At 53.5% G+C, this 24,138-nt stretch carries 26 protein-coding genes; 19 read left to right on the top strand and 7 right to left on the bottom strand.

The annotated features are described in order from the left end of the window. The first annotated feature begins 34 nt into the window (after positions 1-34). Positions 35-1,318 carry a solute carrier family 23 protein gene (locus E9531_RS08935; RefSeq protein WP_136573415.1) on the top strand — a complete coding sequence of 428 codons (1,284 nt, stop codon included), beginning with the start codon at positions 35-37 and terminating at the stop codon, positions 1,316-1,318. Positions 1,319-1,415: 97 nt separating this feature from the next. Here the strand turns inward: E9531_RS08935 and cgtA are convergent, their stop codons facing one another. The 3 genes from cgtA to rplU form a co-directional block, all read right to left on the bottom strand. Next, complete coding sequence (gene cgtA, locus E9531_RS08930) at positions 1,416-2,480, bottom strand: Obg family GTPase CgtA (protein WP_136573414.1); 1,065 nt, start codon at positions 2,478-2,480, stop codon at positions 1,416-1,418. A 131-nt stretch (positions 2,481-2,611) separates the two neighbouring features. After that, positions 2,612-2,869 carry a 50S ribosomal protein L27 gene (gene rpmA, locus E9531_RS08925; protein WP_136405572.1) on the bottom strand — a complete coding sequence of 86 codons (258 nt, stop codon included), beginning with the start codon at positions 2,867-2,869 and terminating at the stop codon, positions 2,612-2,614. A gap of 24 nt (positions 2,870-2,893) precedes the next feature. Continuing rightward, entirely contained in the window at positions 2,894-3,205 is a 312-nt protein-coding gene (gene rplU, locus E9531_RS08920) for a 50S ribosomal protein L21 (RefSeq protein ID WP_136405573.1), read from the bottom strand. Positions 3,206-3,418: 213 nt separating this feature from the next. On the opposite strand from rplU, the gene E9531_RS08915 reads away from it, so the two are divergent. From E9531_RS08915 to E9531_RS08885, 7 genes are all read left to right on the top strand, one after another. After that, on the top strand, positions 3,419-4,003 hold the full coding sequence (locus E9531_RS08915) for a DUF924 family protein (protein ID WP_136573413.1): 585 nt from the start codon (positions 3,419-3,421) through the stop codon (positions 4,001-4,003). Positions 4,004-4,222: 219 nt separating this feature from the next. Then, the gene (locus E9531_RS08910) at positions 4,223-5,071 is read left to right on the top strand and encodes an ABC transporter ATP-binding protein (protein ID WP_136573412.1); all 849 of its coding nucleotides are present in this window, start codon (positions 4,223-4,225) and stop codon (positions 5,069-5,071) included. Continuing rightward, positions 5,068-5,850 carry a lipid asymmetry maintenance ABC transporter permease subunit MlaE gene (gene mlaE, locus E9531_RS08905; RefSeq protein ID WP_136573411.1) on the top strand — a complete coding sequence of 261 codons (783 nt, stop codon included), beginning with the start codon at positions 5,068-5,070 and terminating at the stop codon, positions 5,848-5,850. Before E9531_RS08910 ends, mlaE begins: the two co-directional genes overlap by 4 nt. Before the next feature lie 54 nt (positions 5,851-5,904). Further along, positions 5,905-6,438, top strand: a complete 534-nt coding sequence (gene mlaD / locus E9531_RS08900) for an outer membrane lipid asymmetry maintenance protein MlaD (protein ID WP_136573410.1) — start codon at positions 5,905-5,907, stop codon at positions 6,436-6,438. Positions 6,439-6,537: 99 nt separating this feature from the next. Further along, positions 6,538-7,380 (top strand): MlaA family lipoprotein, encoded by an 843-nt coding sequence (locus tag E9531_RS08895; protein ID WP_342210854.1) that lies wholly within the window; start codon positions 6,538-6,540, stop codon positions 7,378-7,380. A 164-nt stretch (positions 7,381-7,544) separates the two neighbouring features. Next, complete coding sequence (locus E9531_RS08890) at positions 7,545-8,177, top strand: MlaC/ttg2D family ABC transporter substrate-binding protein (protein WP_136573409.1); 633 nt, start codon at positions 7,545-7,547, stop codon at positions 8,175-8,177. A gap of 94 nt (positions 8,178-8,271) precedes the next feature. After that, on the top strand, positions 8,272-8,562 hold the full coding sequence (locus tag E9531_RS08885) for an STAS domain-containing protein (RefSeq protein ID WP_136573408.1): 291 nt from the start codon (positions 8,272-8,274) through the stop codon (positions 8,560-8,562). Positions 8,563-8,833: 271 nt separating this feature from the next. Here the strand turns inward: E9531_RS08885 and proB are convergent, their stop codons facing one another. Further along, complete coding sequence (gene proB / locus E9531_RS08880; RefSeq protein WP_136573407.1) at positions 8,834-10,003, bottom strand: glutamate 5-kinase; 1,170 nt, start codon at positions 10,001-10,003, stop codon at positions 8,834-8,836. Between the two features lie 135 nt (positions 10,004-10,138). On the opposite strand from proB, the gene E9531_RS08875 reads away from it, so the two are divergent. The 11 genes from E9531_RS08875 (at position 10,139) to E9531_RS08825 (ending at position 21,052) form a co-directional block, all read left to right on the top strand. Further along, positions 10,139-10,813, top strand: coding sequence for a GDSL-type esterase/lipase family protein (locus tag E9531_RS08875; RefSeq protein ID WP_136573406.1), 675 nt, complete (start codon positions 10,139-10,141; stop codon positions 10,811-10,813). Positions 10,814-10,887: 74 nt separating this feature from the next. Further along, positions 10,888-11,733, top strand: a complete 846-nt coding sequence (gene hpnD, locus E9531_RS08870; RefSeq protein ID WP_136573492.1) for a presqualene diphosphate synthase HpnD — start codon at positions 10,888-10,890, stop codon at positions 11,731-11,733. Positions 11,734-11,753: 20 nt separating this feature from the next. Next, positions 11,754-13,271 carry a hydroxysqualene dehydroxylase HpnE gene (gene hpnE / locus E9531_RS08865; protein WP_136573405.1) on the top strand — a complete coding sequence of 506 codons (1,518 nt, stop codon included), beginning with the start codon at positions 11,754-11,756 and terminating at the stop codon, positions 13,269-13,271. Positions 13,272-13,351: 80 nt separating this feature from the next. Then, the gene (locus E9531_RS08860) at positions 13,352-13,786 is read left to right on the top strand and encodes a glycerate kinase (protein WP_136573404.1); all 435 of its coding nucleotides are present in this window, start codon (positions 13,352-13,354) and stop codon (positions 13,784-13,786) included. 127 nt (positions 13,787-13,913) lie between these two features. Then, a complete protein-coding gene (locus E9531_RS08855) occupies positions 13,914-14,792 on the top strand; it encodes a glycosyltransferase family 2 protein (protein WP_136573403.1) in 879 nt (292 codons plus the stop codon). A gap of 12 nt (positions 14,793-14,804) precedes the next feature. Continuing rightward, complete coding sequence (locus tag E9531_RS08850; RefSeq protein ID WP_244610054.1) at positions 14,805-16,172, top strand: O-antigen ligase family protein; 1,368 nt, start codon at positions 14,805-14,807, stop codon at positions 16,170-16,172. 191 nt (positions 16,173-16,363) lie between these two features. Further along, positions 16,364-16,585 (top strand): zinc-finger domain-containing protein, encoded by a 222-nt coding sequence (locus tag E9531_RS08845; RefSeq protein WP_136573402.1) that lies wholly within the window; start codon positions 16,364-16,366, stop codon positions 16,583-16,585. 140 nt (positions 16,586-16,725) lie between these two features. Continuing rightward, positions 16,726-17,910 (top strand): glycosyltransferase family 4 protein, encoded by a 1,185-nt coding sequence (locus E9531_RS08840; RefSeq protein ID WP_136573490.1) that lies wholly within the window; start codon positions 16,726-16,728, stop codon positions 17,908-17,910. Positions 17,911-17,914: 4 nt separating this feature from the next. Next, on the top strand, positions 17,915-19,045 hold the full coding sequence (locus E9531_RS08835) for a glycosyltransferase family 2 protein (RefSeq protein WP_136573401.1): 1,131 nt from the start codon (positions 17,915-17,917) through the stop codon (positions 19,043-19,045). Continuing rightward, on the top strand, positions 19,038-20,051 hold the full coding sequence (locus E9531_RS08830; protein WP_244610053.1) for a glycosyltransferase family 32 protein: 1,014 nt from the start codon (positions 19,038-19,040) through the stop codon (positions 20,049-20,051). The genes E9531_RS08835 and E9531_RS08830 overlap by 8 nt, the downstream gene beginning before the upstream one ends. Further along, positions 20,051-21,052, top strand: coding sequence for a glycosyltransferase family 32 protein (locus tag E9531_RS08825; protein ID WP_158291747.1), 1,002 nt, complete (start codon positions 20,051-20,053; stop codon positions 21,050-21,052). The genes E9531_RS08830 and E9531_RS08825 overlap by 1 nt, the downstream gene beginning before the upstream one ends. Before the next feature lie 9 nt (positions 21,053-21,061). Here the strand turns inward: E9531_RS08825 and galE are convergent, their stop codons facing one another. The 3 genes from galE to E9531_RS08810 all read right to left on the bottom strand — a co-directional run bounded on the left by galE (position 21,062) and on the right by E9531_RS08810 (position 23,964). Further along, positions 21,062-22,120, bottom strand: a complete 1,059-nt coding sequence (gene galE / locus E9531_RS08820; protein WP_136573399.1) for a UDP-glucose 4-epimerase GalE — start codon at positions 22,118-22,120, stop codon at positions 21,062-21,064. Positions 22,121-22,475: 355 nt separating this feature from the next. Next, a complete protein-coding gene (locus tag E9531_RS08815) occupies positions 22,476-22,832 on the bottom strand; it encodes a hypothetical protein (RefSeq protein ID WP_136573398.1) in 357 nt (118 codons plus the stop codon). Between the two features lie 103 nt (positions 22,833-22,935). Continuing rightward, positions 22,936-23,964: a porin gene (locus tag E9531_RS08810; RefSeq protein ID WP_136573397.1), complete on the bottom strand. Its 1,029-nt coding sequence runs from the start codon at positions 23,962-23,964 to the stop codon at positions 22,936-22,938. Positions 23,965-24,138: the final 174 nt, after the last annotated feature.

The following is a 24,138-nucleotide window of genomic DNA, read 5'->3' as shown; positions in this document are numbered from 1 at the left end:
GGCTCGTTGTGTATGGTTTTGACAAGAGGACATCATGTTTCAATGGACTGAAAAATCCGCGCAAGCGTTAAAAAATGGCGGCATCATTGCGCCCGATGAAAGGCTTCCTTGGCCGCAGACGGGCATCATGGGGGTGCAGCATGTGATTGCCATGTTTGGCTCAACCATCCTGGCGCCTATTCTGATGGGTTTTGATCCCAATATCGCGGTTTTGATGAGTGGGATCGGAACGCTGATTTTCTTTTTAATCACGGGGGGCAAAGTGCCGAGCTATCTGGGCTCTAGCTTTGCTTTTATTGCTGTGGTGGTAGCCGCTACGGGGTATGCAGGCCCGGGGATCAATGCGAACATCGGTTTGGCGCTGGGTGGCATCATTGCGTGCGGTCTGGCTTATACGATCATTGGGCTGGTGGTGCATGCAATTGGAACGGCATGGATTGAGCGCTTGATGCCGCCTGTCGTGACTGGGGCCATTGTGGCGGTGATTGGTTTGAATTTGGCTGCGATTCCCGTGAAAAACATGGCCAGTAACAACTTTGAGGCTTGGATGCAGGCCTTGACTTTTGTCTGCGTGGCATTGGTTGCGGTGTTCACCCGTGGCATGGTCCAGAGGTTGCTGATTTTGATTGGCCTGATCGTGGCAACACTGAGTTATATGGTGTTGACCAATGGCCTGGGGCTTGGTAAACCCGTTGATTTCACGGGTATTGCCAATGCTGCCTGGTTTGGTATGCCAAGTTTCACGGCGCCTGTTTTTGATAGCAAGGCGATGTTGTTGATTGCGCCGGTGGCTATCATTTTGGTGGCGGAGAACTTAGGGCATATTAAAGCTGTGACGGCAATGACGGGGCGCAATATTGATCAATACATGGGGCGTGCATTCATTGGGGATGGTGTGGCCACGATGGTGAGTGGCAGTGCTGGTGGCACAGGCGTAACTACGTATGCTGAAAACATTGGCGTGATGGCCGCTACCCGTATTTATTCCACCGCCATTTTCTTGGTTGCAGCGGTGGTGGCGATGTTGTTGGGTTTTTCGCCAAAATTTGGTGAGGTGATTCGGGCTATTCCTGTGCCGGTGATGGGGGGCGTCTCGATTGTGGTGTTTGGCCTGATTGCCGTTGCAGGCGCCAAAATCTGGGTGGATAACAAAGTCGATTTTTCTCAGAATAAGAACCTGATTGTGGCTGCGATCACGTTGATTTTGGGGACAGGAGATTTCACACTGCACTTTGGCGATTTTGCGATGGCAGGCATTGGTACGGCAACGTTTGGTGCAATCTTGCTGTATGCCTTGTTGAATCGCAAATCGGCATAGAGGCCGGTGGGTATCGATCGATTGATAAAAAAAGGTCCTGATTCAGGACCTTTTTTTATGGTGCAGACGCATTTTGGATATACGCGGCCTCGGTTGTTTAGCGATCGAAACGAGGATCGAAATTGGCTTGCACTTCTTCTTCGGTCGGTGGCTTTTGTGCGTGCAGGTGTTGGTAAATGTCGCGAATCAAGGTTTCGCAGCCCTCGCGTGCCAGGGCTGAAATTTCGTAGACCGGGCCCTTCCATTTCAAGCCTTTGGTCATTTTCTTGCGAATGTCCTGGCGCGCCGTTTCATCGAGCATATCGATTTTGTTCAATACCAGCCAGCGTGGTTTTCCATGCAATTCGTCGTCGTATTTGCGTAGTTCCTCAACGATGGCCTGCGCCTGCGCAACCGGGTCGACACTGTCGTCAAAAGGTGCGACGTCCACAATATGCAGCAACAAGCCAGTGCGCTGCAGGTGTCGCAAAAACTGGTGTCCCAGACCTGCCCCTTCAGAGGCTCCTTCAATCAGCCCGGGAATGTCAGCGACGACAAAGCTTTGCTCCGGACCCACCCGCACTACGCCTAGGTTGGGGTGGAGTGTGGTGAAGGGGTAGTCGGCCACTTTCGGTCGTGCGTTTGAGACAGCGGTAATAAAGGTCGATTTACCTGCATTGGGCATGCCCAGTAGCCCTACGTCAGCCAATACCTTGAGTTCGAGCTTGATGCTGAAACGGTCACCCTCGCGGCCCATCGTCTTTTGACGTGGTGCACGATTGGTTGAGCTTTTGTAGTGCATGTTGCCAAAGCCACCGTCACCGCCTTTAGCCAGAATTTGCTGCTCACCTGGAACAAGCAGTTCCATCATGACTTCGCCTGTGTCGGCGTTGCTGATGATCGTACCCACTGGCATGCGCAGTACCAAATCATCGCCCGCCGAGCCAAACATATCCGAGCCCATACCATGTTGGCCGCGTTTGGCTTCGTGGCGGCGCGCATAGCGAAAATCAACCAGTGTATTGAGGTTGGTATCTGCTACGACGTAGACATGCCCGCCTCGGCCGCCATCGCCTCCGTCAGGGCCGCCATATTCTTTGTATTTTTCGTGTCTGAATGAGGCGCAGCCGTTGCCGCCGTCGCCTGCTGCGACATCAATATATGCTTCGTCGACAAACTTCATGATGACTGTCCTTGTATCAAACCTGTGTTGCAGATGGGCGCTATGGCGTGGTCTGCATCAACATCGCGCAAATAAAAAGCCCCGCAAGCGGGGCTTTTATTGCACTGTCGTGAAATGGGCTCTACCTGTGATTAGGCAGAAGTCACTTCAACAGTGTGCTTGTTCAAAGCGCCTTTGTTGCGGAAAACCACGTGGCCATCCACCAAAGCGTAGAGAGTGTGGTCTTTACCAATGCCGACGTTAGAGCCAGCATGCATGCGAGTGCCGCGTTGGCGTACGATGATGGAGCCTGCGCTCACCAGTTCGCCGCCGTAGGCCTTCACACCCAGCATTTTTGGCTTGGAATCACGTCCGTTGCGCGTAGAGCCGCCGCCTTTTTTCTGTGCCATTTTAAAACCTTTCGTGCTGCTGCATTAAGCAGCGATATCGCCGATTTGGAGCTCAGTGTAGCGCTGGCGATGACCTTGGTGTTTGACGTAATGCTTACGACGACGCAGCTTGAAGATGCGCACTTTGTCGTGCTTGCCATGAGACACCACAGTTGCCTTGACGCTGGCACCGGAAACCAAAGGCGTGCCGATTTTCAGATCAGCGCCACTGCCGATGGCAAGCACTTGATCGAGCACGATTTCCTGGCCTACGTCCGCAGCAATCTGTTCTACTTTAATTTTTTCGCCAGCAGCAACGCGATATTGCTTGCCACCGGTTTTTACGACTGCGTACATTGAATTTCACCTTTAGAGAAAATACTTGATGCAGCTTGGCTGCAGCGGACTAAACCACGCCAGACAAATCTGCTAACAAGCTATACCAATTCGCCCCAATGCCTACTTATGAAAGTTTGCACTAATGAGCGAACCGCGCATTATAGTGGATAACTGGAGAAACACAAAATCATTGCGCAAGCTGGGTTTTCAGGCTTGCTGGAGAATGCCTCTATGAATGCATCAACTCCAACTTTTGATTTGGCAACACTGTCTTTTGCGCCTAACGCGCAGAAAGTGATGGATTTCTGGATGGCTGCGGGCCCTGAGCAATGGTTTCGTAAAGATGATGTTTTCGACGCGCGTTTTCGAGTCCAATTTTTTGAAGCACATTTGGCTGCTGCGCGCCAAGAATATGGTCATTGGCTTGAGCAGCCTTTGTCTGCGCTGGCCTTGCTGATTTTGTTAGACCAGTATCCTCGCAACAGCTTTCGCGGGACTGCGCATATGTTTGCTACGGATGCCTTGGCGCGGCAATACGCTGCGCAGGCGATTTCAGTTGGCCTTGATCGCCTCGTGCCTGATGTATTGAGGCCCTTTTTTTATTTGCCACTCATGCATTCGGAAGATCTGGCAGATCAGGAGCGCTGTGTAGTGTTGTGCCAAGGCTTGGCAGCGGGTAATACCTTGGCATTTGCCATTGAACATCGGGACATTATTGCGCGCTTTGGCCGCTTTCCTCATCGCAACACCCAGTTGCTGCGTGAGACCACTGCGCAAGAGCGTGCCTTCCTTGATGCAGGTGGCTTTGCCGGGTGAAGTGTGATGGCATGTGTTGTTTTTTTTGGCGTCGCTTTGAAGGCCTAACCGTTAAAATGCCTGTTTTGGGCTGACTTGCCCGGTTCTGCTTTGAAGGCTTGATGAGCACATGTGCCTTGTTTGTAGCCGTCAGACCAGATGCTTGCACCCTGTATGCGACGGCTAATACGTGTAGGCCGTCAGCAGGGGCGATAGGTTGAATGAGCCCATTCACACAGTATGACAATAGACTCCCTTCAGCCCGGTGGCAACGCATCTTTGGTGCGTATTCAACGGCTCAATTTCGGCTACGGTGAGCGTCTTATCCTCAAGGACGTGACACTGGAGATTCCGCGTGGAAAAGTCACGGCCATTATGGGGGCCTCTGGCGGTGGAAAGACGACTTTATTGCGTTTGATAAGTGGGCAAAACATGCCTGCACAGACAAGTGTCTATTTCGACGGAGTGGATGTCGGAGCGCAAAACACCAAGGGCTTGTATGCCTTGCGCCGACGCATGGGCATGCTGTTTCAGTTTGGCGCTTTGTTTACGGATATGTCCGTTTTTGAGAACGTAGCATTTCCTTTGCGCGAGCACACCAATCTGACAGAGGATTTGGTGCGTGACGTGGTGCTGATGAAGCTCAATGCGGTCGGGCTGCGGGGCGCGCGTGACCTGATGCCCAGCGAGATATCAGGCGGGATGGCTCGGCGTGTGGCATTGGCGCGGGCGATTGCGCTGGATCCGGAGCTGATCATGTACGACGAACCTTTTGCCGGCCTTGATCCGATTGCACTGGGCACTACTGCGCGTTTGATTCGCCAGCTCAACGATGCGTTGGGGACCACCAGTGTGCTGGTTTCGCATGATCTTGATGAAACATTTGCGATTGCTGATCATGTGGTGATTTTGGCCAACGGCTCCATCGCTGAGCAAGGTACACCTGAGCATATTCGCCAAAGCCAAGATCCATTGGTGCGGCAGTTTGTGCAGGGGGCATTTGATGGACCAGTCAAATTCCATTACCCAGGGCAATCATTAGTGGATGATTTTTTGGGGCATGGGCAGCAAAGGGGGGTGTCCTCATGAAGTGGTGCAATCCTGCTGAGTTGGGCTTTCATGTCCGTCAATTGACCGCTAATTGGGGCTTTGCTACCCGTTTGTTTGCATTGTTGTGGCTGCCTGGCGTTTTGGCGCTCAAGCGTTTTTCGCTGGTTGTTGATCAGATTTATTTTCTAGGTAATCGCTCGTTGAGCATCATTGCTGTCTCAGGCTTGTTCGTTGGTTTGGTGCTGAGCTTGCAGGGGTTCTATATCTTGCAGCGTTTCGGTTCTGCAGAGATGCTGGGTTTGATGGTGGCTTTGAGCTTGATCCGCGAGTTGGGGCCTGTGGTTGCGGCACTGCTATTTGCAGGCCGTGCGGGCACATCGTTAACGGCAGAGATTGGCTTGATGCGTGCGGGAGAGCAACTCAGTGCCATGGAGATGATGGCAGTCGATCCTGTGCAGCGCATTTTGGCACCGCGTTTTTTGGCTGGTGTGATGGTGATGCCCATCTTGGCTGGTATCTTCAACGCTGTAGGGATTGTGGGTGGCTGGCTGGTCGGTGTCGTGATGTTGGGTGTCGATGCCGGGGCCTTTTGGAGTCAAATGCAATCTGGGGTTGATTTGTTGTCTGACTTGGGCAATGGATTTATTAAAAGCGTGGTTTTTGGCATAGCCGTGACATTCATTGCGTTGTTACAGGGCTATGTGGCCAAACCAACGCCAGACGGCGTTTCGCAAGCAACAACCCGTACGGTGGTGATGGCGTCACTGAGTGTTTTGGCACTGGATTTTTTGCTCACAGCCGTGATGTTCACGATTTGAGCGCTTTTGTGCAGCTAACACGCAGTAGAGAATAAATAGATAGGATAAAGAACCATGCAACGATCAAAAATGGATATCTGGGTGGGTTTGTTTGTCATTGTTGGTTTTGCTGCGCTGACGTTTTTGGCACTGCAAGCGGCCAATTTGCTGCAAATCAACTGGCGCACCAGCACCTACCAAGTCTCGGCTTATTTTGACAACATTGGAGGCTTGAAGCCCCGCGCAGCAGTGCGTAGCAGCGGTGTGGTTGTGGGGCGGGTGCATTCCATTGTCTATGACGATCACGTCTACCGCGCCAAAGTGGTATTGGATATGGATGACAAATACGCGTTCTCCAAAGACAGCGCCCTGAAAATTCTCACTAGTGGTTTGTTGGGCGATCAGTACGTTGGTATTGAGCCGGGTTATGAAGACGCCAACTTGAAACAGGGTGACTCGATTTCAGCGACGCAGTCGGCCATGGTTTTGGAGAACTTGATTTCTGCATTCATGTTCAACAAAGCATCTGATGGCAGTGGTGGCAAATCTGGTGAGGGTGCTGTTCCTGCGGAAGAATCTGGTAGCGGTAGCGATGGTCGCATTGATTGAACATGCGCAGGATGCGGATGGTCGTGTTCTTAGATGATCGGCCAGATGTAGTTGCATCCAGGCGGCATGCAAGTTAAGGAAAGATAAGGGTTTCACACGATGCAAATGACACACCAACAGACCACTAGTGGACGGATTGATTTCACTGTTATCAGTGGCTTGCGGTTTGGCGTAACGGCACTGCTGGCCTGTGCGGTTTTGGCTGGCTGCTCTACCACTGGCTCTCAGGGGCATGGCCAATCTCCCCAAGATCCCTATGAATCATTCAATCGCAGCATCTATAGCTTCAATGAAGGCTTGGATCGCAATGTGCTTCGTCCTATTGCGCGAGGCTATGAACAGGTTGTGCCTACGCCTGCGCGAACAGGGGTCAGCAACTTTTTTGGAAATTTAGGCGATGCATGGTCGTTCGTCAATAACACGTTGCAGTTCAAGGGCGAGGCTGCGATGAGTAGCTTTTTCCGTGTGGCTGTCAACTCCACTTTTGGCTTGGGTGGCTTGCTGGATGTCGCCACAGAAATGCGACTTGAGCGCTATAAAACAGACTTTGGTATGACGCTGGGGCACTGGGGAGTGCCAACGGGACCTTACTTGATGCTGCCGTTATTGGGGCCGTCAACTGTGCGCGACACAGCAGCCTTGCCTGCGGACTACTATGGCAATCCTTTGACACATTTAAGTCCGTCGAGCCATCGCTATGCCCTGACGGGTTTGCGCATTGTCAATACGCGTGCCAATTTGTTGGGGACGACCGATTTGCTCGAAGAAGCCGCGGTGGATCCGTACATCATGATGAGGGACTTTTATTTAGCGCAGAGAGTCTCTGGAGAGGCCAGTGATGGCAAGCTCGATGATGATTACTACGACGAAGATGACGGTGTGCTGCCTGACGATTCTGCCGAGATCAAGGTACCTGCTGTTCCAGAGGTAAAAACTCAGTAAATGTATCGTTTTGCAGGGGTGGTGGTTTGTTGATGGGGCTGTATGGGGCGTAACCTGTTAGCCTGGGAACTATCGCGCCGCTTGCGCATTCAAAACGTGATTCATGGCCCTTGGGCTAGAACGTAAAGCTGAGAATGCTTTTAAAGAATAGGGAGAACTGCTTTATGCTGACTCATAAAATCAATCAATGGCTAACAGCTGCTTTTTTTAGCGGTTGTGCATTTGTCTTGAGTATGCCTGGTAGCGCACGTGCGCAGGATATGGCGCCTAATGAAATGGTGGAAAAGGTCACCACAGATGTGCTTAAGGAAATCCATGACAACAACAATGTGCGATCAGGCAATATTGATGCTGCACGCGAAGCGGTTGATCGTCTAGTAATGCCGCACATCAACTTTTCTCGAATGACGGCTGCCGCTGTTGGGCCTGCTTGGCGCAATGCTACTGCGGAGCAACGCACCCAAGTGGTTAATGAATTCAAAGCCATGCTGATTCGCACCTATGCTGGTTCGCTGGATCAAATTGGTGATTTGAAAGTGGTGGTGCTACCTATGCGTGCGCAGCCTGATGACAGCGATGTATTGGTGCGCTCGGAAGTGCGTGGGGGAGATCAACCCATCAAATTGGATTACCGGTTGCAAAAAACACCCGGTCAAGGTCTTGGTTGGAAGGTCTACAACGTCAATGTGATGGGCGCTTGGATTGTGGACTCTTACCGTTCGCAATTCCAGCCGATCGTCAATTCCAGCGGGATTGACGGTTTGATTGAATCATTGCGCAAAGGCGAGGCCAAGTAACAAGTCATACGGGGGAGCCTGTATACAGGCATTCCTGATGCGACCTAAGGCGTTTTCTGGCACGATTTTTTGTTTTGATTAAACGGACATTTTCATGCTCAACTTGCAATTGCCGCTTCGATTAACGCGTGATGAAGTCGTGAACTGGGTGCGCTCTATTGAACCTCAGCTCAAACAGGCCAAAGCCTCTGGCCAAGCGATTGCTGTTGATGCTTCGGCACTTAAGCAATTCGACTCCTCTGCTTTGGCGGCTATTTTGGCTGTGCATCGTGAGGCACAAAGCCTTGGCTTGGCGTTTGCTGGGGTGCAAGGTATGTCGGCAACGTTGCAGTCGTTGGCACAGGTGTATGGGATTGAAGAGCTGTTGCCAAGCGCCAAGCAATAGCGAAAAATTACGGACACAAGAGGCGGTAGAGGGTGATCTGACCGCGTATGTTTGGTGTATTTAAAAGACAAAGCCTAAAGTATTTGATGTGCTTTAGGCTTTGTCTTTGGGGCCTGCTCTCTTGGGGGGAGCCCAAAAGGCGCGCTGCTGTGTTAAAAGTTCTCGTCGGACAAGATAGTCTGACAGCGGTTTTTGCCGCATATCGCATCCTTTTGGACTCCAACGTGGTCAGCGTGGAAATACTAAACACGTTCTCAGGGCTGCGTGAGTATTAAATCAGCACCAGATTGTCACGGTGCACCATTTCTGGCTCAGCTACGTAGCCCAGAATGGTTTCGATGGCATCGGACGGTTGGCGGCAGAGTTTGCGTGCTTCTTGGTCGTTGTAGTTGGCTAGGCCGCGGGCGATTTGCTTACCTGTTTCGTCTTCAATGGCAATGACTTCGCCACGTGTAAAGCTGCCTTTGACGCTGGTGATGCCAACGGGTAGCAGGCTCTTGCCTTCGTCTCTGATCTTGCGGATAGCGCCTGCATCAAGGATTACGGAGCCATGAAATTGCAGGTGGTCTGCAATCCATTGCTTACGCGCTTGTAATTTGTGCATGGGAGCGTACAACAGCGAGCCAATGTTTTTTTCTCCAGACATCAGGCGCGGCAGGATGTTGGGTTCACGTCCCCAGGCAATGATGGTTGAGGCGCCTGAACGAGCGGCACGTTTGGCCGCCAGAATTTTGGTCAGCATACCGCCAGTTCCAATGCTAGATCCTGCGCCGCCCGCCATGGCCTCCAATGTTTCATCACCAGCTTGTGCTAAATGAACTTTGGTCGCATTGGGGTGCTTGCGCGGATCGGCTGTGTAGAAACCGTTTTGGTCGGTCAAGATGATGAGTAAATCGGCCACAACGAGATTGGCGACCAGTGCGCCTAGGGTGTCATTGTCGCCAAAGCGAATTTCATCGTTGACAACGGTATCGTTTTCATTGATGACGGGAACAATGCCACGCTTGAGCAATGTCAACAGTGTGATGCGGGCATTCAAGTAGCGCTCGCGGTCTGCCATGTCGGCATGGGTGAGGAGCACCTGTGCGCTGCCCAGTTGGTAGTGGCGCAGCATTGATTCGTACATTTGTACCAACCCCATTTGCCCAACAGCAGCTGCCGCTTGTAATTCATGCAGCTCTTTGGGGCGCTTGCTTAGGCCCATGCGCTTCATGCCTTCGGCAATCGCGCCGGAGGACACCATGATGACCTCACGCTTGCCTTGGCCGTGCTCATCGCCGTGCACGATATGGCTTAACTGACGCGACCATTCGCTGATGGCTTCAGCATCCAAGCCCTGGCCTTGGTTAGTCACCAAACTCGAGCCAACTTTAACCACGATGCGTTTGGCACGACGCACGCTGTCCCAAGGGGAGATGTCAGAAGAATCGGCGGTGACCATATACACGTACAAATCAATGAAACTGTAAATTGTGGCATAAAGCCAGCGCGGCGCTTGTCTCGCTGTGCTTCTGTGCGGCCAATGGCCAGCAGAGCTAACAAGCTTGCTTTTTGATTGGACATAAAGGGGAGAAGGATGCCGCCACCACAAGAGATGCCATACATCACACGCCGCAGGGCTTTGTTGCGTGGGACGTATTTATTGAGTCTGGCTGGTTTTATCAGCTTGGCGGCTTGCGGCAAGAAAAAACTGCGTGTGCAGAGAGTGCCTGCTGGTGCGGTAGTGTTGGCATTAGGTGATTCGCTGACACAAGGTGTTGGTGCTTGGCCTGCAGAGTCATTTCCTTCTTTATTGGCGCAAGCTACAGGCTGGAATGTGGTGAACGCCGGTGTGTCAGGTGATACCTCCGCACAAGCCTTGGCGCGTTTGCCTGCATTGTTGGCAGAGCACCATCCTTCGTTCGTGATTGTGAGTATTGGCGGCAACGATTTTTTGCGCCGGAATTCAGCCCAGGAAACGCAACGCCATATTGAGGCGATCATTCGGGCTTGTTTGGATGCTGGTGCGCAGGTCTTGTTGGTGGCGGTTCCTGCCGTCACGTTGTTGGCTACAGCAGGGCTGTTGAGTGACCATGCCATGTATGCGACGATTGCGCGCACCCAGGAGGTTCCGTTGCTGGAGGGGGCTTGGGCCGATGTGCTTGCTGATGAGTCTTTGCGTTCGGACCAAGTGCATGCTAATGCGCAAGGCTACGCGGTGTTTGATCAAAAGCTGCAGGCGCGTTTGCGTGAATTGGGTTTTTGGAGTTAATGGCTATTGCCTTGGTTCTTGGGTATGCACGTTTTTGTTCAGGCACAGACCGGCTCATGGGACAATCTGCGCCCATGACCCCACAGCAGTACGTACAGCAAAAGGCCGCAGAATCCGGCAGTAGTTTTTATTACGCATTCCGGTTTCTTCCGCAAGAGCGACGCGACGCCATCACGGCGTTTTATGCGTTTTGCCGCGAGGTGGACGACGTTGTTGATGAAGTCAGTGATACCGGCGTTGCTGCGACCAAACTGGCTTGGTGGCGCTCAGAAGTCAACAAGGCGTATGCAGGCCAAGCCACGCACCCAGTGATGCAGGCGATGATGCCCGCTGCCCAGCGTTTCGGGATCGAGGCGGGGCAGTTGTTGGCTGTGGTGGAGGGCTGCGAGATGGATTTGCAGCAAACGCGTTACTTGGATTTTGTTTCGCTTGAGCGCTATTGCCACCTTGTAGCTGGAGTGGTGGGAGAAGTTTCTGCGCGAATTTTTGGCCAAACACATGCGCAAACAACCGAATATGCCCATACCTTGGGGTTGGCGTTCCAGTTGACCAACATCATTCGTGATGTTGGCGAAGACGCGTTGCGTGGTCGCATTTATTTGCCAGTCAATGAACTGCAGCAGTTTGATGTGCGTGCCCATGAAATCACCAAGCGCGAATATTCTGAGCGTTTTGTGGCTTTGATGCGCTTTCAGACGAGCAGAGCGCACCAGTTGTATGACCGCGCTTTGCAACTGTTGCCTAAGCAGGATTTACGCAGTCAAAAACCTGGCCTGATGATGGCCAGCATCTATCGCACCTTGCTGCGGGAAATTGAGCGCAGTGATTTTCAGGTGTTGCACCAACGTATTCAATTGACGCCTTTGCGCAAGCTGTGGCTGGCGTGGCAAGTGCAGGCGCTCGGACGCATTCCGCAGTAAGAGACTCAATGGCGCAGCGCATGCTTAGGGAGCTATACGGACACCAGCGGGACCCCGTGCGGGTCGCTGTGGTGGGGGCTGGCTGGGCAGGGCTTGCGGCGGCGGTTGCCGCCACCCAGGCTGGAATGCGGGTCAGTTTGTATGAGGCTGCACGTGAACCGGGCGGGCGTGCACGCAATGTGGCTGTTCGGGCCAAGACGCCACCTGCGACGGCGGCTATTTCAGGTGTTACGCCAGACACATGGACGCTCGATAACGGCCAACACATTTTGATTGGCGCGTATCGGGCTTCGCTTGCACTGATGCGGACCGTAGGTGTTTCAGTGGAGCACGCGTTGCTTCGACTGCCCTTGGATTTACGAGATGCGCATGGCTGCGGTTTGGCACTGCCGCAGTGGCCTGCTGCGTTACAGGCTGCTGCGGGTGTTTGGGGTATTGCCACAGCCAAAGGTTGGTCATGGCCTGCTCGCTGGGCATTGTTGCGCAAGGCCGCGCAATGGCAACGACAACACTTTGCTGCGCAAGAGGGTATGACGGTGGCGCAGTTGTGCGCGGGCTTGCCTGCAGAGCTGGTGCAGCAATTCATAGAGCCGTTGTGCATTGCTGGTTTGAATACGCCTATTGACCAAGCCAGCGCCCAGGTTTTCTTGCGTGTTCTGCAAGACAGCTTGGCGGGTGGGCCAGGCAGCGCCGATATGCTGTTGCCCACCCAACCATTAGGGGATGTGCTGGCTAAGCCTGCTGTGCAGTGGTTGCAGCGCCAGGGAACGCATGTTTTTCTGGGGCAAAGGGTTGAGCGTTTGCGAAGGCTGCTGCGCTCGGGCACTTCTCAGGCAGCCCCTGGTTGTGGGCAGTGGCAGTTGGATGATGCGGTCTTTGATGCCGTTGTCATCGCTTGCCCTGCGTGGGAAGCGACGCGATTATTGGCTGACTGCGCAGAAGATGCGCTGCGTGTGCGAGCTGGTGAAAGAGCGCGTGTCGATTTGGCGTCGCTAGACAATGTCGCTGGCTCGGCTACACATTGGTTGCATTTGGCGCGTCAACTGCGTTATGAAGCGATTGCTACGGTGTATTTGCAGGCTGATGTGGGGAGCCATGGCACTGCAGATTTGCCTCGCCCTATGTTGGCGGTGCATGATGGACCTGCACAATTTGTGTTTGATCGTCATCAGCTTGCAGGCCAGCGCGGGCTGACCGCATGGGTGGCCAGCACTTTGCAGGAAGGCAAGGAGGCTTTGACGCAAGCGGTGCTGCAGCAATCTCAGCGTTTGCAACAGGCGCTACCCCTGTTTTCAGGTGGGGCAGATGAAAAGCCTAAGGCATGGCTGCCTATTGCCACGGTGGTTGAGAAGCGTGCAACCTTTCGCTGTAGTGCTGGGTTGGTGCGCCCGCCCATGCGCATGCACGCTGACTGGCCAACACTCGTAGCTTGCGGGGATTACATTGACGGTCCTTACCCGGCCACTTTGGAGGGTGCTGTCTTGAGCGGGCAGAACGCCGTAGCGGCATTGCGTGCCACCTTGGGAGCGGGTCGTTAAATCTCCCAGATATTGACCACAAGAGAAAAGAGCGGTTTTCCTACGGCGGTGGTTATTGCCTGCCGATAGAATGCATGCCCATGCAATCAAATGTTAAAACTCTGGTGTGGTTGGTCGCTGCCGTCAGTGTGTTGATGGTGGGCTACTACAACCGTGGCTGGGCAGGCTTTATGCTGGTGCTGGGGGCGGTGGTCTTTTTCATACTGCTGCACCTCACGCGTGTGATGAAGATATTGAAAGTGGCCTCTGGGACACCCAAGGGGCGTATTTCTAGTGCAATCATGCTCAATTCCAAGTTAAAGCAAGGCATGACATTGTTGCAAGTTGTGCAGCTCACGCGTGCAATTGGTGAGGTTCAGGGTGATCCTAATGCGCCGCAGGTATGCCACCGTTGGACAGATCCGGGTGGCGCGTGGGTTGATGCCGTGTTTGTGAATAGCAAACTCCAGAATTGGCAATTTGGACGCACAGAGAATCCTGTAGAGACCTCTCCAGAGAGCAGAGAAGCAACATAATTTCACAGCTGGTAAAGTAAAAAGCACCAGTCTGGTGGTGCTTAGTCTGATAATGGGCAGCTTTGTTTTGTCATAAAAAATATAAAGTGGTGCGTTATGAGGGGAAACCCACTTGCATGTCCCTTGCATGTTGATATCCGCCACGATTGAACTTTTGCCACGCGTGCCTTCAGCTATTGAACAACCCAACATTGATGCTGCGCCTTCGAGTGATACTCCAAGGCCGCGCTTGAGCATCGCCATTTTGGCGTTCAACGAAGAACGCTTGATTGGCCAATGCATAGACAGTGCGGCGTTTGCCGATGAGGTGGTGGTGGTGGATGCCGGTAGTGCCGACCGCACGGTAGAGATTGCACGCACTAAAGGTGCCTGCGTGCATATTTACCCTGATTGGCGCGGTTTTGCTGTGCAACGCAACCATCTGCTTTCGCATGTCAGTGGCGATTTTGTCTTCTTTCTTGATGCTGATGAGGTCATCACGCCAGCGTTTCGCGAAGAACTGCTGCGCATCGTGTCCGACAATGACCAGCACAGCATTTGGCGCATCCGTTGGCAATTGGTGGCGTTTGGTCGGGTACTACCCAAGAGCATGTCGCGCACACGGGTGGCGCGGTTGTTTCCCCGCCGTTTGATTGAGCGCTTTGACGGTGTCGTGCACGAAGAGGCCATTTTGCGGGAAGCAGAAGTCGGCCGACAGGATATCCAAAGTCTGTTGATTCACTACACCAACCCTGATGTCAGCACCTCGATGGCGAAGATGGTGCAATACGCCATGTTGGGTGCGACTAAGCGCAAAGAGCAGGGCAAGCGTGGAGGGGTCTTGCGTGGCTTGGCTGCGGGTGCCATGGCCTTCATTCGTTACTACGTCATTCGCATGGGTTTTTTGGGGGGCGGGGCTGGTTTCTTGTACTGCCTGTTTAAAGCGTTGGAAAGCTTTTTCCGTTATGCCGCGCTGCGATACGATTACGAGCAGCTCAGCGACGATGTCCAACGTCGTATTGGATGATTTTGCGCTACTATGGCTTTGATTCCTGATGATGTGGCGCTATCTGGCGCAAGTCATAGCCTAGTCGTGCGTCACTGGCTGGGTGTGCCTTTGTGCATGAATACGCTGACCAGTTTGGCTGGTTTTATGCTGCCTGGCTTGGCGTTGTGGTTGCCATCGGGCTATTCGTGGGGCGCTGTGCTGCTGCTGTTAGCGAGCTTGGGGAGTTTGCACCGATGGCCTATGCACCGCTTTGACCGTGAAACCCTGTGGCTGGCCGCAACCATTATGGCGGTGGGTTTGTTGTGGCTCTTTCAAAGTGATGGGCAAGGTGGTTCAGGGCGCTGGGATCGTTTTTCTAAATACGCATTGGCTATTCCGTGCCTGCTGTATGCCGTGGCTTACCCGCCTTCCGTCAAAGCGCTGCGGCTAGGGGGTGTGGTTGGGGGGCTGGGTGCTGGTGCCATTGCGTTGTGGCAGGTTTATGGCCAAGGCATGGTCCGTGCGGCAGGCCATACCAATGCCATTCAGTTCGGTAATTTGGCATTGATGCTGGCTGTGTTGGCTGCTCTGCAATTGGCTGTGGGCTGGCGTGCACTCTCTTTGCGTTGGCGCATAGGGTCTGCTGCCGCCGTATTGTTGGCCATGGAGGCTTCGGTACTGTCTCTCTCCAGGGGCGGTTGGTTGGCTTTGATTTGGCTGCCTGTCTTATGCTGGCCATTGCTGCGTCAAATCCAGCTTCAGCAAAAGACTATACCGTTGCGGTGGCTGCTGGTCGTTGCTTTGCTGTTAACGGTTCCGCTGCTGAGTAATATGCATGTGATCAAAGAGCGGTTTGATTTGATGAGCACAGAAGTCGCGGCATACCAAGCCGATGGCCAAGCCCAATCTTCAGTGGGGCACCGTTTGGAGCATTGGCGCCTCGCATGGCATTTAGGGCTGGAAAAACCTCTGCTGGGTTGGGGGGACGTCGGTTACAAGCAAGAAAAAAACCGCTTGGTAGAGTTGGGCCTTTTTGATGTGTCCACAACCTATTTTGACCATGCACACAACGAAGTGCTGGACATGTTCGCTAAGCGTGGTGGACTTGGGGTGGTAATGCTGCTGGTTTTTTATGTTGTGCCATTGGCATTGTTTTGGCCTACGGCATCACGTATGCGCGGTATTGCCGCCACGAGCGATGGACAAAACGTGGCTGCTGTTCAGGCCGTCTTATGGCTGCGTTTGAGTGCGTCTGCCATCATTTTGATGTACATAGCATTTGGCTGGACGCAAGTTTTCTTTGCGCATAACAGTGGCACGATGTGTTATTTGTTTATGTTGGTTTTTTTCTGGGCTGCGTTGCATGGACTGGAGTGTTCGCTTCAGAAATATGGCCGAAGGCCTCTACAATCGACCTGATCAGCAGCGTGCAGGATGTAAGGACGTGTTTACGGACTCCAACCTGAAGGGCAAGGCCGAAAAAGCACCTTGCACTACCTTTTTTTCAGTCTTGCTCGACTGGGTGGAGATCGCAGACACGTTCTAAATACTTGTTTTGTCTTGTCATGGTCAGTAGAGTGCATCTGGATTCGTGATTTCTTTTTTCAATTATGAGCAACGCAACAACAACTACTTCTGCCAGTATTGAACTGCTGGCCAAAGACCTCAATGAAAATGGCGGCGTTTTCTGCCCTAGCCCTAAAGCTGGAATGCAGTTGTGGGACAACCACCCGCGCGTATTTTTGGATGTTGCACACACAGGCAGTGCACGCTGTCCTTATTGCGGCACGGCATACCATCTGCGTGCAGGCGAAGTTTTTCGCGGCCATTGAATTGCGTTAACCCCTATCAGGTGCTTGTCCGTGCTGCGTGATGCCTATACCTCTGTTGTGACTGCGGTCTGTGGTGCGGCGCGTGCGCTATGCTTGGTAGGTTCGGCGCCTTCTTATTTTTGCGTGTGCAAGGGATGAGTATGGTGCTGGCGGGCACACTTCCTCAGCACGCTACGCACGAGGCTGCAAGTCGCCCGAAAGTTCTGCACTTTGTGACGGGGGGTTTTTCCGGGGCCACGCAGGTTGCGCTCGATTTGGTGCTGGCGCATGCACAAAGTGGGCATTTTGATGCGCTTTTGGTGCTGCGCCGCAAACCCCAAACCGATATGCGGCGGGTAGATGCTTTGCGCGCCCGTGGCGTGCAGGTGGAAGTAGTCACGCATTGGCCTCATATGGCCACCATTTGGCAGCTGCGCAAGCTCTGTTTGCAATGGCGGCCAGATATTTTGGTGGCGCATGGTTTCAGTGACCATATCTGGGCGCGCTATGCCGGAGTGTGGGCGGGTGTGCCGCACATGGTGCATGTCGAGCACAACAGCCGCGAGCGCTACACCTGGTGGCGGTTGAAGCAGTCGTTGTGGCTGGCTGAGCGTACTGACCGCATCATTGGCTGTTCGCAAGGCGTTAAGGCCAGTTTGCTGGCACTGGGCTTTCCGGCCGAGAAGACGATCGCGATTTCCAACGGTGTTCGTCTGGAACCCTATGGCGAGGCTGGCCCTGTGCCACTGCACATGCGTGAGCCAGGGGTGGTCATGGCCGCGCGGTTTGGCAATCAAAAAGACCATGCGACATTGATTCAGGCTGTGGCCTTGCTGCGTAGTCGTGGCGTGACACCTCCTGTTTGGTTGGCCGGTGGTGGTAGTGCCCATTTACGCCGTCAGGCTGAGCGCCTAGCCAAACGGTTGGGCGTTGAGACGCAAGTGCATTTTCTGGGCTTTCACCCCGATGTGCCGAGCCTGCTGATGCGCAACCAAGTGTGTGTGTTGTCAAGCCATTATGAAGGTATGCCCTTGTCTGTGATTGAAGGGATGGCCGCAGGCTGCGTGGTCGTGGGCAGCCGTGTGCCCGGCGTGCAAGAGGTTATCGCCCATGAACACAACGGCCTGCTGGTAGAGCACCAGTCGCCACAGTCTTTGGCAGATGCCTTGCAGCGCGTGCTGACCGATGGCGCTCTGGCGCAAGCACTGGCTACCCAAGGCCGGAACGACGCCTCCTTGCATTACAGCCTTGAACAGATGACGTCTGCATATGAGACGGAGTTTGCAGCTTTGCTGGGCCAAGAGGATTGTGCACACGCTGCGCAGATGCTCCGAAAAGAGGGCTGAAGCGATGGGAGAGCAAACCAGTGAGCAGGCGCCGAACGCGATTCAAGCACAAGTGCGCAGCATTGATGCGCAGTCACTGCAGCAGGACGGTTCTGTCTGGCTGAGTGTGTTGATACCGGTTTATAACGTTCAAGCGTATTTGCGTGAATGTGTGGAATCCATCATGCAGCAAGCCAGCACTGGGGTTGAGGTGTTGCTGTTTGATGATGCGTCTACCGATGACTCGGCCCACATTGCCCTGCAACTGCAGCAGCAGTGGCCACAGGCTATTCGGATTTTGGGGCACGAGCGTAACCTAGGAATCAGTGCTGTACGCAATGCTTTGTTGTGCCATGCACAAGGCGAGTATTTGTGGTTTGTGGATTCTGATGATGCCTTGCAGCCGGGGGCAATCAGGGCTTTACAGCAGGTGGTTCAGCAATCCAGCCCTGATGTGGTGCTGTGTGATTTTCGGATGTGGCGCAATAGGGAAAAGTTTAAGCACCGTCTTCGGGGCGAGCGCCATTGCCGTAGCTTTGTTGGTCCGCATGGACGATTGGTGCACGATACAGCGGCGTTGATTGAGGGGCTGTTCCTCGCAGGTCAAATGCACCCATGGTCCAAAATCACCAAACGCAGTCTGTGGCAAGCCGATGCGACGAGTGACCCCTTGCAGTTTCCTGTGGGGGCCTATTTTGAGGATATGGCTACCATGCCCAGAGTGCTGTTGCGGGCACAAAGCTTTGTGTATGTGCCTGAAGTATGGGTGGCCTATCGCCAGCGAGAGGGCAGCATTCTTTCCAGCCTGAGTCCAGCGAAAGCGTTTGATTTGGGAATGGCATTAGATGCATTTGGTGCAGACTATCTGCGACAGGTGAAGGTCAACGGCGCTTTGGCAGCTCCTGGTGTGCAGTTTGCAATTGCCCATTTAGCCGCGCGAAATTACATGAGTGCATTGCGTATTGGTGAGCGCGGTCAGGTGGCTTTTTCAGCAACGCAGCGTAACCGTATGGTTGAGGTGTTTTTGCAAGCCAGTGCTTTGTCTGTGCCGCAGTTGTTTCAACACTATCTCAGGCGAGGCTGGTGGGCGCGTTACTTGCGCGCGCGCCGACCGCTGGGGCAGTTGCACCGCATGCAGGGAGCCGTTCGTGGCTGAAATTACCATACAGAAATTGGGCTGGCGCGCACGTGGGGAGTTTGTGCTGGCTGGTTGGGTAAAGGCATGGAGCCGTTGGTTTCCCTCCGCACTGCCAAACTACCAGCCCGCTGTGGTGTGCACGGTGGCTTTTGGTCCGTGTGCGCAGGCGCAGCGCCAACCTCTCCCACAGAGCAGCATTCCGCGGATTATTTGGGCGTATTGGAATGGTGCCACATTGCCATTGGTTGTTGCCCGGTGTATTGACGGGTGGCGCAAGCTTCACCCGCAATGGCGTGTGGAAGTCCTCAATGATGAAACGGCGCTGCAGCATATCCATGCTTGGCCAGCAGCGCTGGCGCGGGTATCCGTTCAGCAGCGCTCAGACTGGCTGCGCCTTGAGTTGCTGCGCCTACATGGTGGGATTTGGGTCGATGCCAGTACGATTCTGACCGAATCCCTCGATTGGGTACTACAGCAGCAAGCGCGCACGGGCAGCGATTTTGTAGGGTTCTATTTGCAGCGGTTCACCCATTTGCCCCAGTACCCGATTGTGGAGAATTGGTTCATGGCGGTGCCGCCAGCCACTGCGTTGGTGGCTGATATTCAAGCAGAATTTACCCAGCAAGTGCTCGAAAAGAGTGCGCTGCATTACGTTGACCAGCTTCAACAGCTGGGGGTGTATGAATCCGTGGTTCAGGGCATCGACAGTCCTCTGTACTTGAGTATGCACCTGGCAATCCAACGGGTGCTGCAACGGGCTGATGCCAACTACCGTTTGGATTTGCTGCAAGCGGAAGAGAGCGCTTTTTTGCTGCATGAACAAGCAGGTTGGAACCGTGCTGGACTGAAGCGGCGCTTATTTTTTATGCCTGTACAAGGGCGCGTCCCGCCTCTAATCAAACTGCGGGGGCCTGATCGCAAGAAACTCGATGAATACCTGACTCGAGGTTTGTATGGTGCAGACAGTCTTGCCGCCCATTACCTGGTGGATCAAGGCGCCCTCAACCGCGCGAAGGAGCAATGATGACAAGCACATGGAGCATCGCCTTAGTGGTTTTACTGGTGTTGATTGGGTTGGGGCTGTTGGCTTTAGGCGCTGCTGTGTGGGTGAGGCGGCATAGCCGCTTGCAAAGCTTGCCTGCTGTGCAGGAGGTGGTGCTCGATGATGGCTGCGTCCATGCGCAGCAGGAAATTCCACGTACGATCTGGACATACTGGCACGAACCCACTCCCCCTTATATCGTGCAGCGCTGCATTGCCGGTTGGAAACGGTTAAACCCGGGGGTTGATGTGCATGTCTTGCATCCAGGCAATCTGGCGGAATTTTTACCATACGTACCCGATACGCTGGCACGACTGAACATTGCCAAGCAAACCGACTGGATTCGTTTGGCATTGCTGCATCGCTATGGTGGCATGTGGCTCGATGCATCCATCATCTTGACCCAGCCGCTCGATTGGGTTGATCGTGCGCAAAAGGCAGAGCAGGCAGAATTTGTGGGGTTTTATTTGCAGGGCTACACCACGCGTGCAGCCTTCCCAGTGATAGAGAGCTGGTTTCTGGCCGCTGCACCTGGTAGCCGGTTTATAACGCAATGGCTTGAGCGATTTGAGGCAGCAGCCGTCACTGGTGACACGGCTGATTACTTGGAGCAGCTGCGCGCGCAAGGGCGGTATGAAGCGCTGACACAGAAAATTGGTGACCCTAGCTACCACACCATCCATGTCGTTGCGCAAGAGGTGCTGCAAAGCCAACCGCGCGAACACACGCCGATGCGCTTATGCTTGTTGCGTGCTGAAGACAGTGCGTATTGGTTGCATGTGCAATCGGGCTGGAAGCGGCGCCCATTGTTTGCGCGGCTTTTATGGGCACAGGGCAGCGCTGCAGTATGGCCACCATTGGTCAAATTGCGGGGTGGTGAACGCAGCAAACTCAATGCCTGGCTGGTGAAGCGGCATTACCGACAAGGCAGTTTGGTGGAACGCCATTTGGCTGCACACAGCGACCAACCCAACGGGGCCTGAATCAATCGTTTAGCGCAAACTTGTCTCAGGTTTGCCGTAACCCTGCGGATTGCGCGATTGCCAATGCCACGCATCGCGCACCATCTCCTCTAAGCCTAGTTGGGCATGCCAGCCCAATTGCTGCGCAGCCAAGCTGGCATCAGCCCAGAAGGCAGGCAAATCACCCTCGCGCCGCGGCGCAATCGCGTAGGGGATTGTCATGCCATTGATGCGCTCAAAAGTGCGCACCATCTCTAGTACGGACGTTCCTTTGCCAGTGCCTAAATTCCAAGCTTGCAGACCACGGCCATGCAAGGCGTTTGCCTCTCCAGTAAGGCTCAGCGCATTCAGTGCAGCCAAATGTCCTTGTGCTAAATCCATTACGTGCAAATAGTCGCGCAGACAAGTGCCATCTGGCGTGTCGTAATCTCCTCCGAAAATCGACAGCTGGGCGCGTCTGCCCACTGCAACTTGCGTGATGAAGGGCAAAAGATTATTGGGAATACCTTGTGGATCTTCGCCAATCAAGCCACTTGGGTGGGCGCCTATTGGATTGAAATAGCGCAGTGCCGCTACAGACCAGCGTGTATCGGATGCGCACAAATCAGCCAAGCATTGCTCCACCATGATTTTGCTGGTTCCATAAGGGTTTGAGGCGACCCCTAGCGGCATGGTTTCTTGGTATGGCACAGGCGCCAAAGGCCCATACACAGTGGCCGAAGAACTGAAGACCAAAGTGCGCACTTGCGCTGCTTGCATCGCTTTGAGCAGGCTAAAGCTGCCAGCCACATTGTTGTCGTAGTAAGCCAGTGGGCGCTGCACACTCTCACCTACGGCTTTAAGTCCCGCGAAATGGATAACCGCATCAGTCGCATCTTGCTGCAACAGGGCTGTCATGGCCTGTGTATCGCGTACATCCGCTTGGGTAAAAGCTGGGCGAACATGGGCAATCTCAGCAATCCGCTCTATCGCGCTGGCATGGCTATTAGACAAATTGTCCACGACATGAACGGCATGGCCGGCTTGCAGTAAGGCAACAACTGTGTGTGCGCCGATATAACCAGCGCCCCCGGTGACAAGTATTTGCATACGAAAGAAAACGATATTCGAGAGGATGCTTATGGCGAACATTGTGCCTTAGAGGCGAGCTACAACCAGCCGGACTGAGAGTGCATATGCCAAATCACTTTATACGAGAGCAAATGTTTCTGGAGCGATTTTTTTATTCCAATAACTGATTCTGTGTGCGCAGAAGTAAAGCTCGTCATTGAGCAAAAGTTGTTGTTAGAGCGTCAAGCATTCAATGCTCGAATGGTGATGGCGCCTACGACACAAAAACCTTTGTGAGTCTTGCCATAACATGCACAGAATGCCAATCATTCCTCCTCGCAACGTGCAGCCTTTGTCTTTGTAGCGCGCAATGACGTGATCTCAGCATGTTGTTCTAGAGGAGGCGGTATCTGGAAAGATTGGAGTGGCTTCCACTGTAGATCGCTGGTGGAGGCGAAGATGAATTGCGTTCAAAACGTTCGGTGAAAAAGGCAAGGCGAGAACCTTTGAAAGGCAACTCGTGGCGCTCAATGTTCGAGCAGCCACATTGAGTTGATTCACCTAGTGCGGATACCCAGACGGCCACCATGGGATAGCTACGTCTGGGGTTGGGGTATCGGCTTGGGTTTGGTTTATGCAGCAAAACCGAGTTGATGCGATTAACGTGCAAGCCTTTGGTTTCAATCTCTCTGATATTGACCAATAGGTTGATGAAGGCAAGCCAGGCACGGAAGGCGGTTTGCGCTGCCATCTTGCATATGCCTTTGCTGCTGCGTTTATTGGTTGATGGCTCGAACCTTTGCTTTTCTTGGCAAAGGTTTATTTGGATCTATTGCGGCATTGAAAGAGGAGCATTAAAAATGATGCCGAATCCCAATGGCGTAGCTGGTGCCGCTGTTGGTGCCAGTGAAGCGGTCATGCATCACGATGGAGTAGACGTCGGTGCGTTTAGACAGTGCATAGTCGTAGCCAAGGGATAGGGTTTTGCGTGTCAAGTCTGATGCACTAGATACTTCGTATTTGGTTTGTGCATAAGAGGCCAGCACCTTGCCTGAACCCAGTGGAATGGAAACACCGGCTTGAACCGTGGCGGCTTCATCGTCTTGCTGGGCCATGTCTTCAGCGGCGCCGTAGCTGGCAAAAGCTTTGAGGAATTTCAGATCATACGCGCCGCCCAGCATCCAATCTTTGGCTTTGAGTGCACGCATGGTGACGGTGGGGTTGTTCAACTCGGCTTGTTCATAAAAACCTGACAGTAGAAGCGGCCCGCTGGCATAGGTGGCGCTAATAGCGGCATTGTTTTTGTCGTCGTTGGGGGAAGGTTGGTTACTGAATTGGTAGTGCAAGTTCACCGTTAAGCCACCGAAGATTTTTGGGGTGCTGTAGACCACCTGATTGCTCCATCCAGTGTCTGCTTGGGCGGTTTTGGTGTAGCCCGGCACGTTGGTCATGTCCATGTGCTGAATCAAGGGGGAGAATGCAAATGATGCGCCAAATGGGTTGACCAGCAGTGAGGGCACAAAATTGGGTGAGCTGCTGCGCCCGAGCTTGAGACTACCAAAGCTGCCGGAGAGACTCACATTGGCATCGCGTGCATAAGAGGTGTCACCATTAAAGCGCCCCAATGCGCCCGAATCAAGCCGCATGAACGAGCCTAATGCAAAGCCTGCTTTGAGTCCGCCGCCCAAATCTTCTGTGCCAGAAAAGCCAATCCAACTGGTGGTCATGCCGCCACTGCCTAGTTTGTTCTGGCGCTCAGTTCCTGCATATTGGATAGAGCCGACGTACATGTCGGCGGTTCCCGATATCGTGACGGTGTTTTGAGCCCATGTGGCCGAGCAGGCTGCAAGGGCAATAACAGAAAGGGCGAATTTGGGAAACATGGGGCAAGCTCCTGATGAAGTAAAAAACACAATGCTGGCCGCGCTCGGGCCGCTGCGCTAACACAAGCGCAAATTGCACGCAGTTTTTGTGCCAACTTGATACAGCTTGTTGCCACTGCCTTACGCCCAATTGCGGCGCATGCCACTGATGCATTTGTACTTTTGTGGGGCATG

Origin of the sequence: Lampropedia puyangensis (genome assembly GCF_004833285.1) — a bacterium.
Classification (GTDB): Bacteria; Pseudomonadota; Gammaproteobacteria; order Burkholderiales; family Burkholderiaceae_C; genus Lampropedia; species Lampropedia puyangensis.
The sequence above is the reverse complement of the archived record's forward strand: the minus strand, read 5'-3'. Positions and strand labels throughout refer to the sequence as shown.

What these genes read in the sequence shown, in the direction of transcription:
- E9531_RS08840 (WP_136573490.1), top strand. Translation starts at nt 16,726, where the DNA reads ATGGTGCTGGCGGGCACACTTCCTCAGCACGCTACGCACGAGGCTGCA.
- hpnD (WP_136573492.1), top strand. Translation starts at nt 10,888, where the DNA reads ATGACCCCACAGCAGTACGTACAGCAAAAGGCCGCAGAATCCGGCAGT.
- E9531_RS08910 (WP_136573412.1), top strand. Translation starts at nt 4,223, where the DNA reads ATGACAATAGACTCCCTTCAGCCCGGTGGCAACGCATCTTTGGTGCGT.
- E9531_RS08895 (WP_342210854.1), top strand. Translation starts at nt 6,538, where the DNA reads ATGCAAATGACACACCAACAGACCACTAGTGGACGGATTGATTTCACT.
- rpmA (WP_136405572.1), bottom strand. Translation starts at nt 2,869, where the DNA reads ATGGCACAGAAAAAAGGCGGCGGCTCTACGCGCAACGGACGTGATTCC.
- E9531_RS08860 (WP_136573404.1), top strand. Translation starts at nt 13,352, where the DNA reads ATGCAATCAAATGTTAAAACTCTGGTGTGGTTGGTCGCTGCCGTCAGT.
- proB (WP_136573407.1), bottom strand. Translation starts at nt 10,003, where the DNA reads ATGGTCACCGCCGATTCTTCTGACATCTCCCCTTGGGACAGCGTGCGT.
- hpnE (WP_136573405.1), top strand. Translation starts at nt 11,754, where the DNA reads ATGCTTAGGGAGCTATACGGACACCAGCGGGACCCCGTGCGGGTCGCT.
- E9531_RS08875 (WP_136573406.1), top strand. Translation starts at nt 10,139, where the DNA reads ATGCCGCCACCACAAGAGATGCCATACATCACACGCCGCAGGGCTTTG.
- E9531_RS08815 (WP_136573398.1), bottom strand. Translation starts at nt 22,832, where the DNA reads ATGGCAGCGCAAACCGCCTTCCGTGCCTGGCTTGCCTTCATCAACCTA.
- cgtA (WP_136573414.1), bottom strand. Translation starts at nt 2,480, where the DNA reads ATGAAGTTTGTCGACGAAGCATATATTGATGTCGCAGCAGGCGACGGC.
- E9531_RS08835 (WP_136573401.1), top strand. Translation starts at nt 17,915, where the DNA reads ATGGGAGAGCAAACCAGTGAGCAGGCGCCGAACGCGATTCAAGCACAA.
- mlaE (WP_136573411.1), top strand. Translation starts at nt 5,068, where the DNA reads ATGAAGTGGTGCAATCCTGCTGAGTTGGGCTTTCATGTCCGTCAATTG.
- E9531_RS08850 (WP_244610054.1), top strand. Translation starts at nt 14,805, where the DNA reads ATGGCTTTGATTCCTGATGATGTGGCGCTATCTGGCGCAAGTCATAGC.
- E9531_RS08810 (WP_136573397.1), bottom strand. Translation starts at nt 23,964, where the DNA reads ATGTTTCCCAAATTCGCCCTTTCTGTTATTGCCCTTGCAGCCTGCTCG.
- E9531_RS08915 (WP_136573413.1), top strand. Translation starts at nt 3,419, where the DNA reads ATGAATGCATCAACTCCAACTTTTGATTTGGCAACACTGTCTTTTGCG.
- E9531_RS08890 (WP_136573409.1), top strand. Translation starts at nt 7,545, where the DNA reads ATGCTGACTCATAAAATCAATCAATGGCTAACAGCTGCTTTTTTTAGC.
- E9531_RS08855 (WP_136573403.1), top strand. Translation starts at nt 13,914, where the DNA reads ATGTTGATATCCGCCACGATTGAACTTTTGCCACGCGTGCCTTCAGCT.
- E9531_RS08935 (WP_136573415.1), top strand. Translation starts at nt 35, where the DNA reads ATGTTTCAATGGACTGAAAAATCCGCGCAAGCGTTAAAAAATGGCGGC.
- galE (WP_136573399.1), bottom strand. Translation starts at nt 22,120, where the DNA reads ATGCAAATACTTGTCACCGGGGGCGCTGGTTATATCGGCGCACACACA.
- E9531_RS08845 (WP_136573402.1), top strand. Translation starts at nt 16,364, where the DNA reads ATGAGCAACGCAACAACAACTACTTCTGCCAGTATTGAACTGCTGGCC.
- rplU (WP_136405573.1), bottom strand. Translation starts at nt 3,205, where the DNA reads ATGTACGCAGTCGTAAAAACCGGTGGCAAGCAATATCGCGTTGCTGCT.
- E9531_RS08885 (WP_136573408.1), top strand. Translation starts at nt 8,272, where the DNA reads ATGCTCAACTTGCAATTGCCGCTTCGATTAACGCGTGATGAAGTCGTG.
- E9531_RS08825 (WP_158291747.1), top strand. Translation starts at nt 20,051, where the DNA reads ATGACAAGCACATGGAGCATCGCCTTAGTGGTTTTACTGGTGTTGATT.
- mlaD (WP_136573410.1), top strand. Translation starts at nt 5,905, where the DNA reads ATGCAACGATCAAAAATGGATATCTGGGTGGGTTTGTTTGTCATTGTT.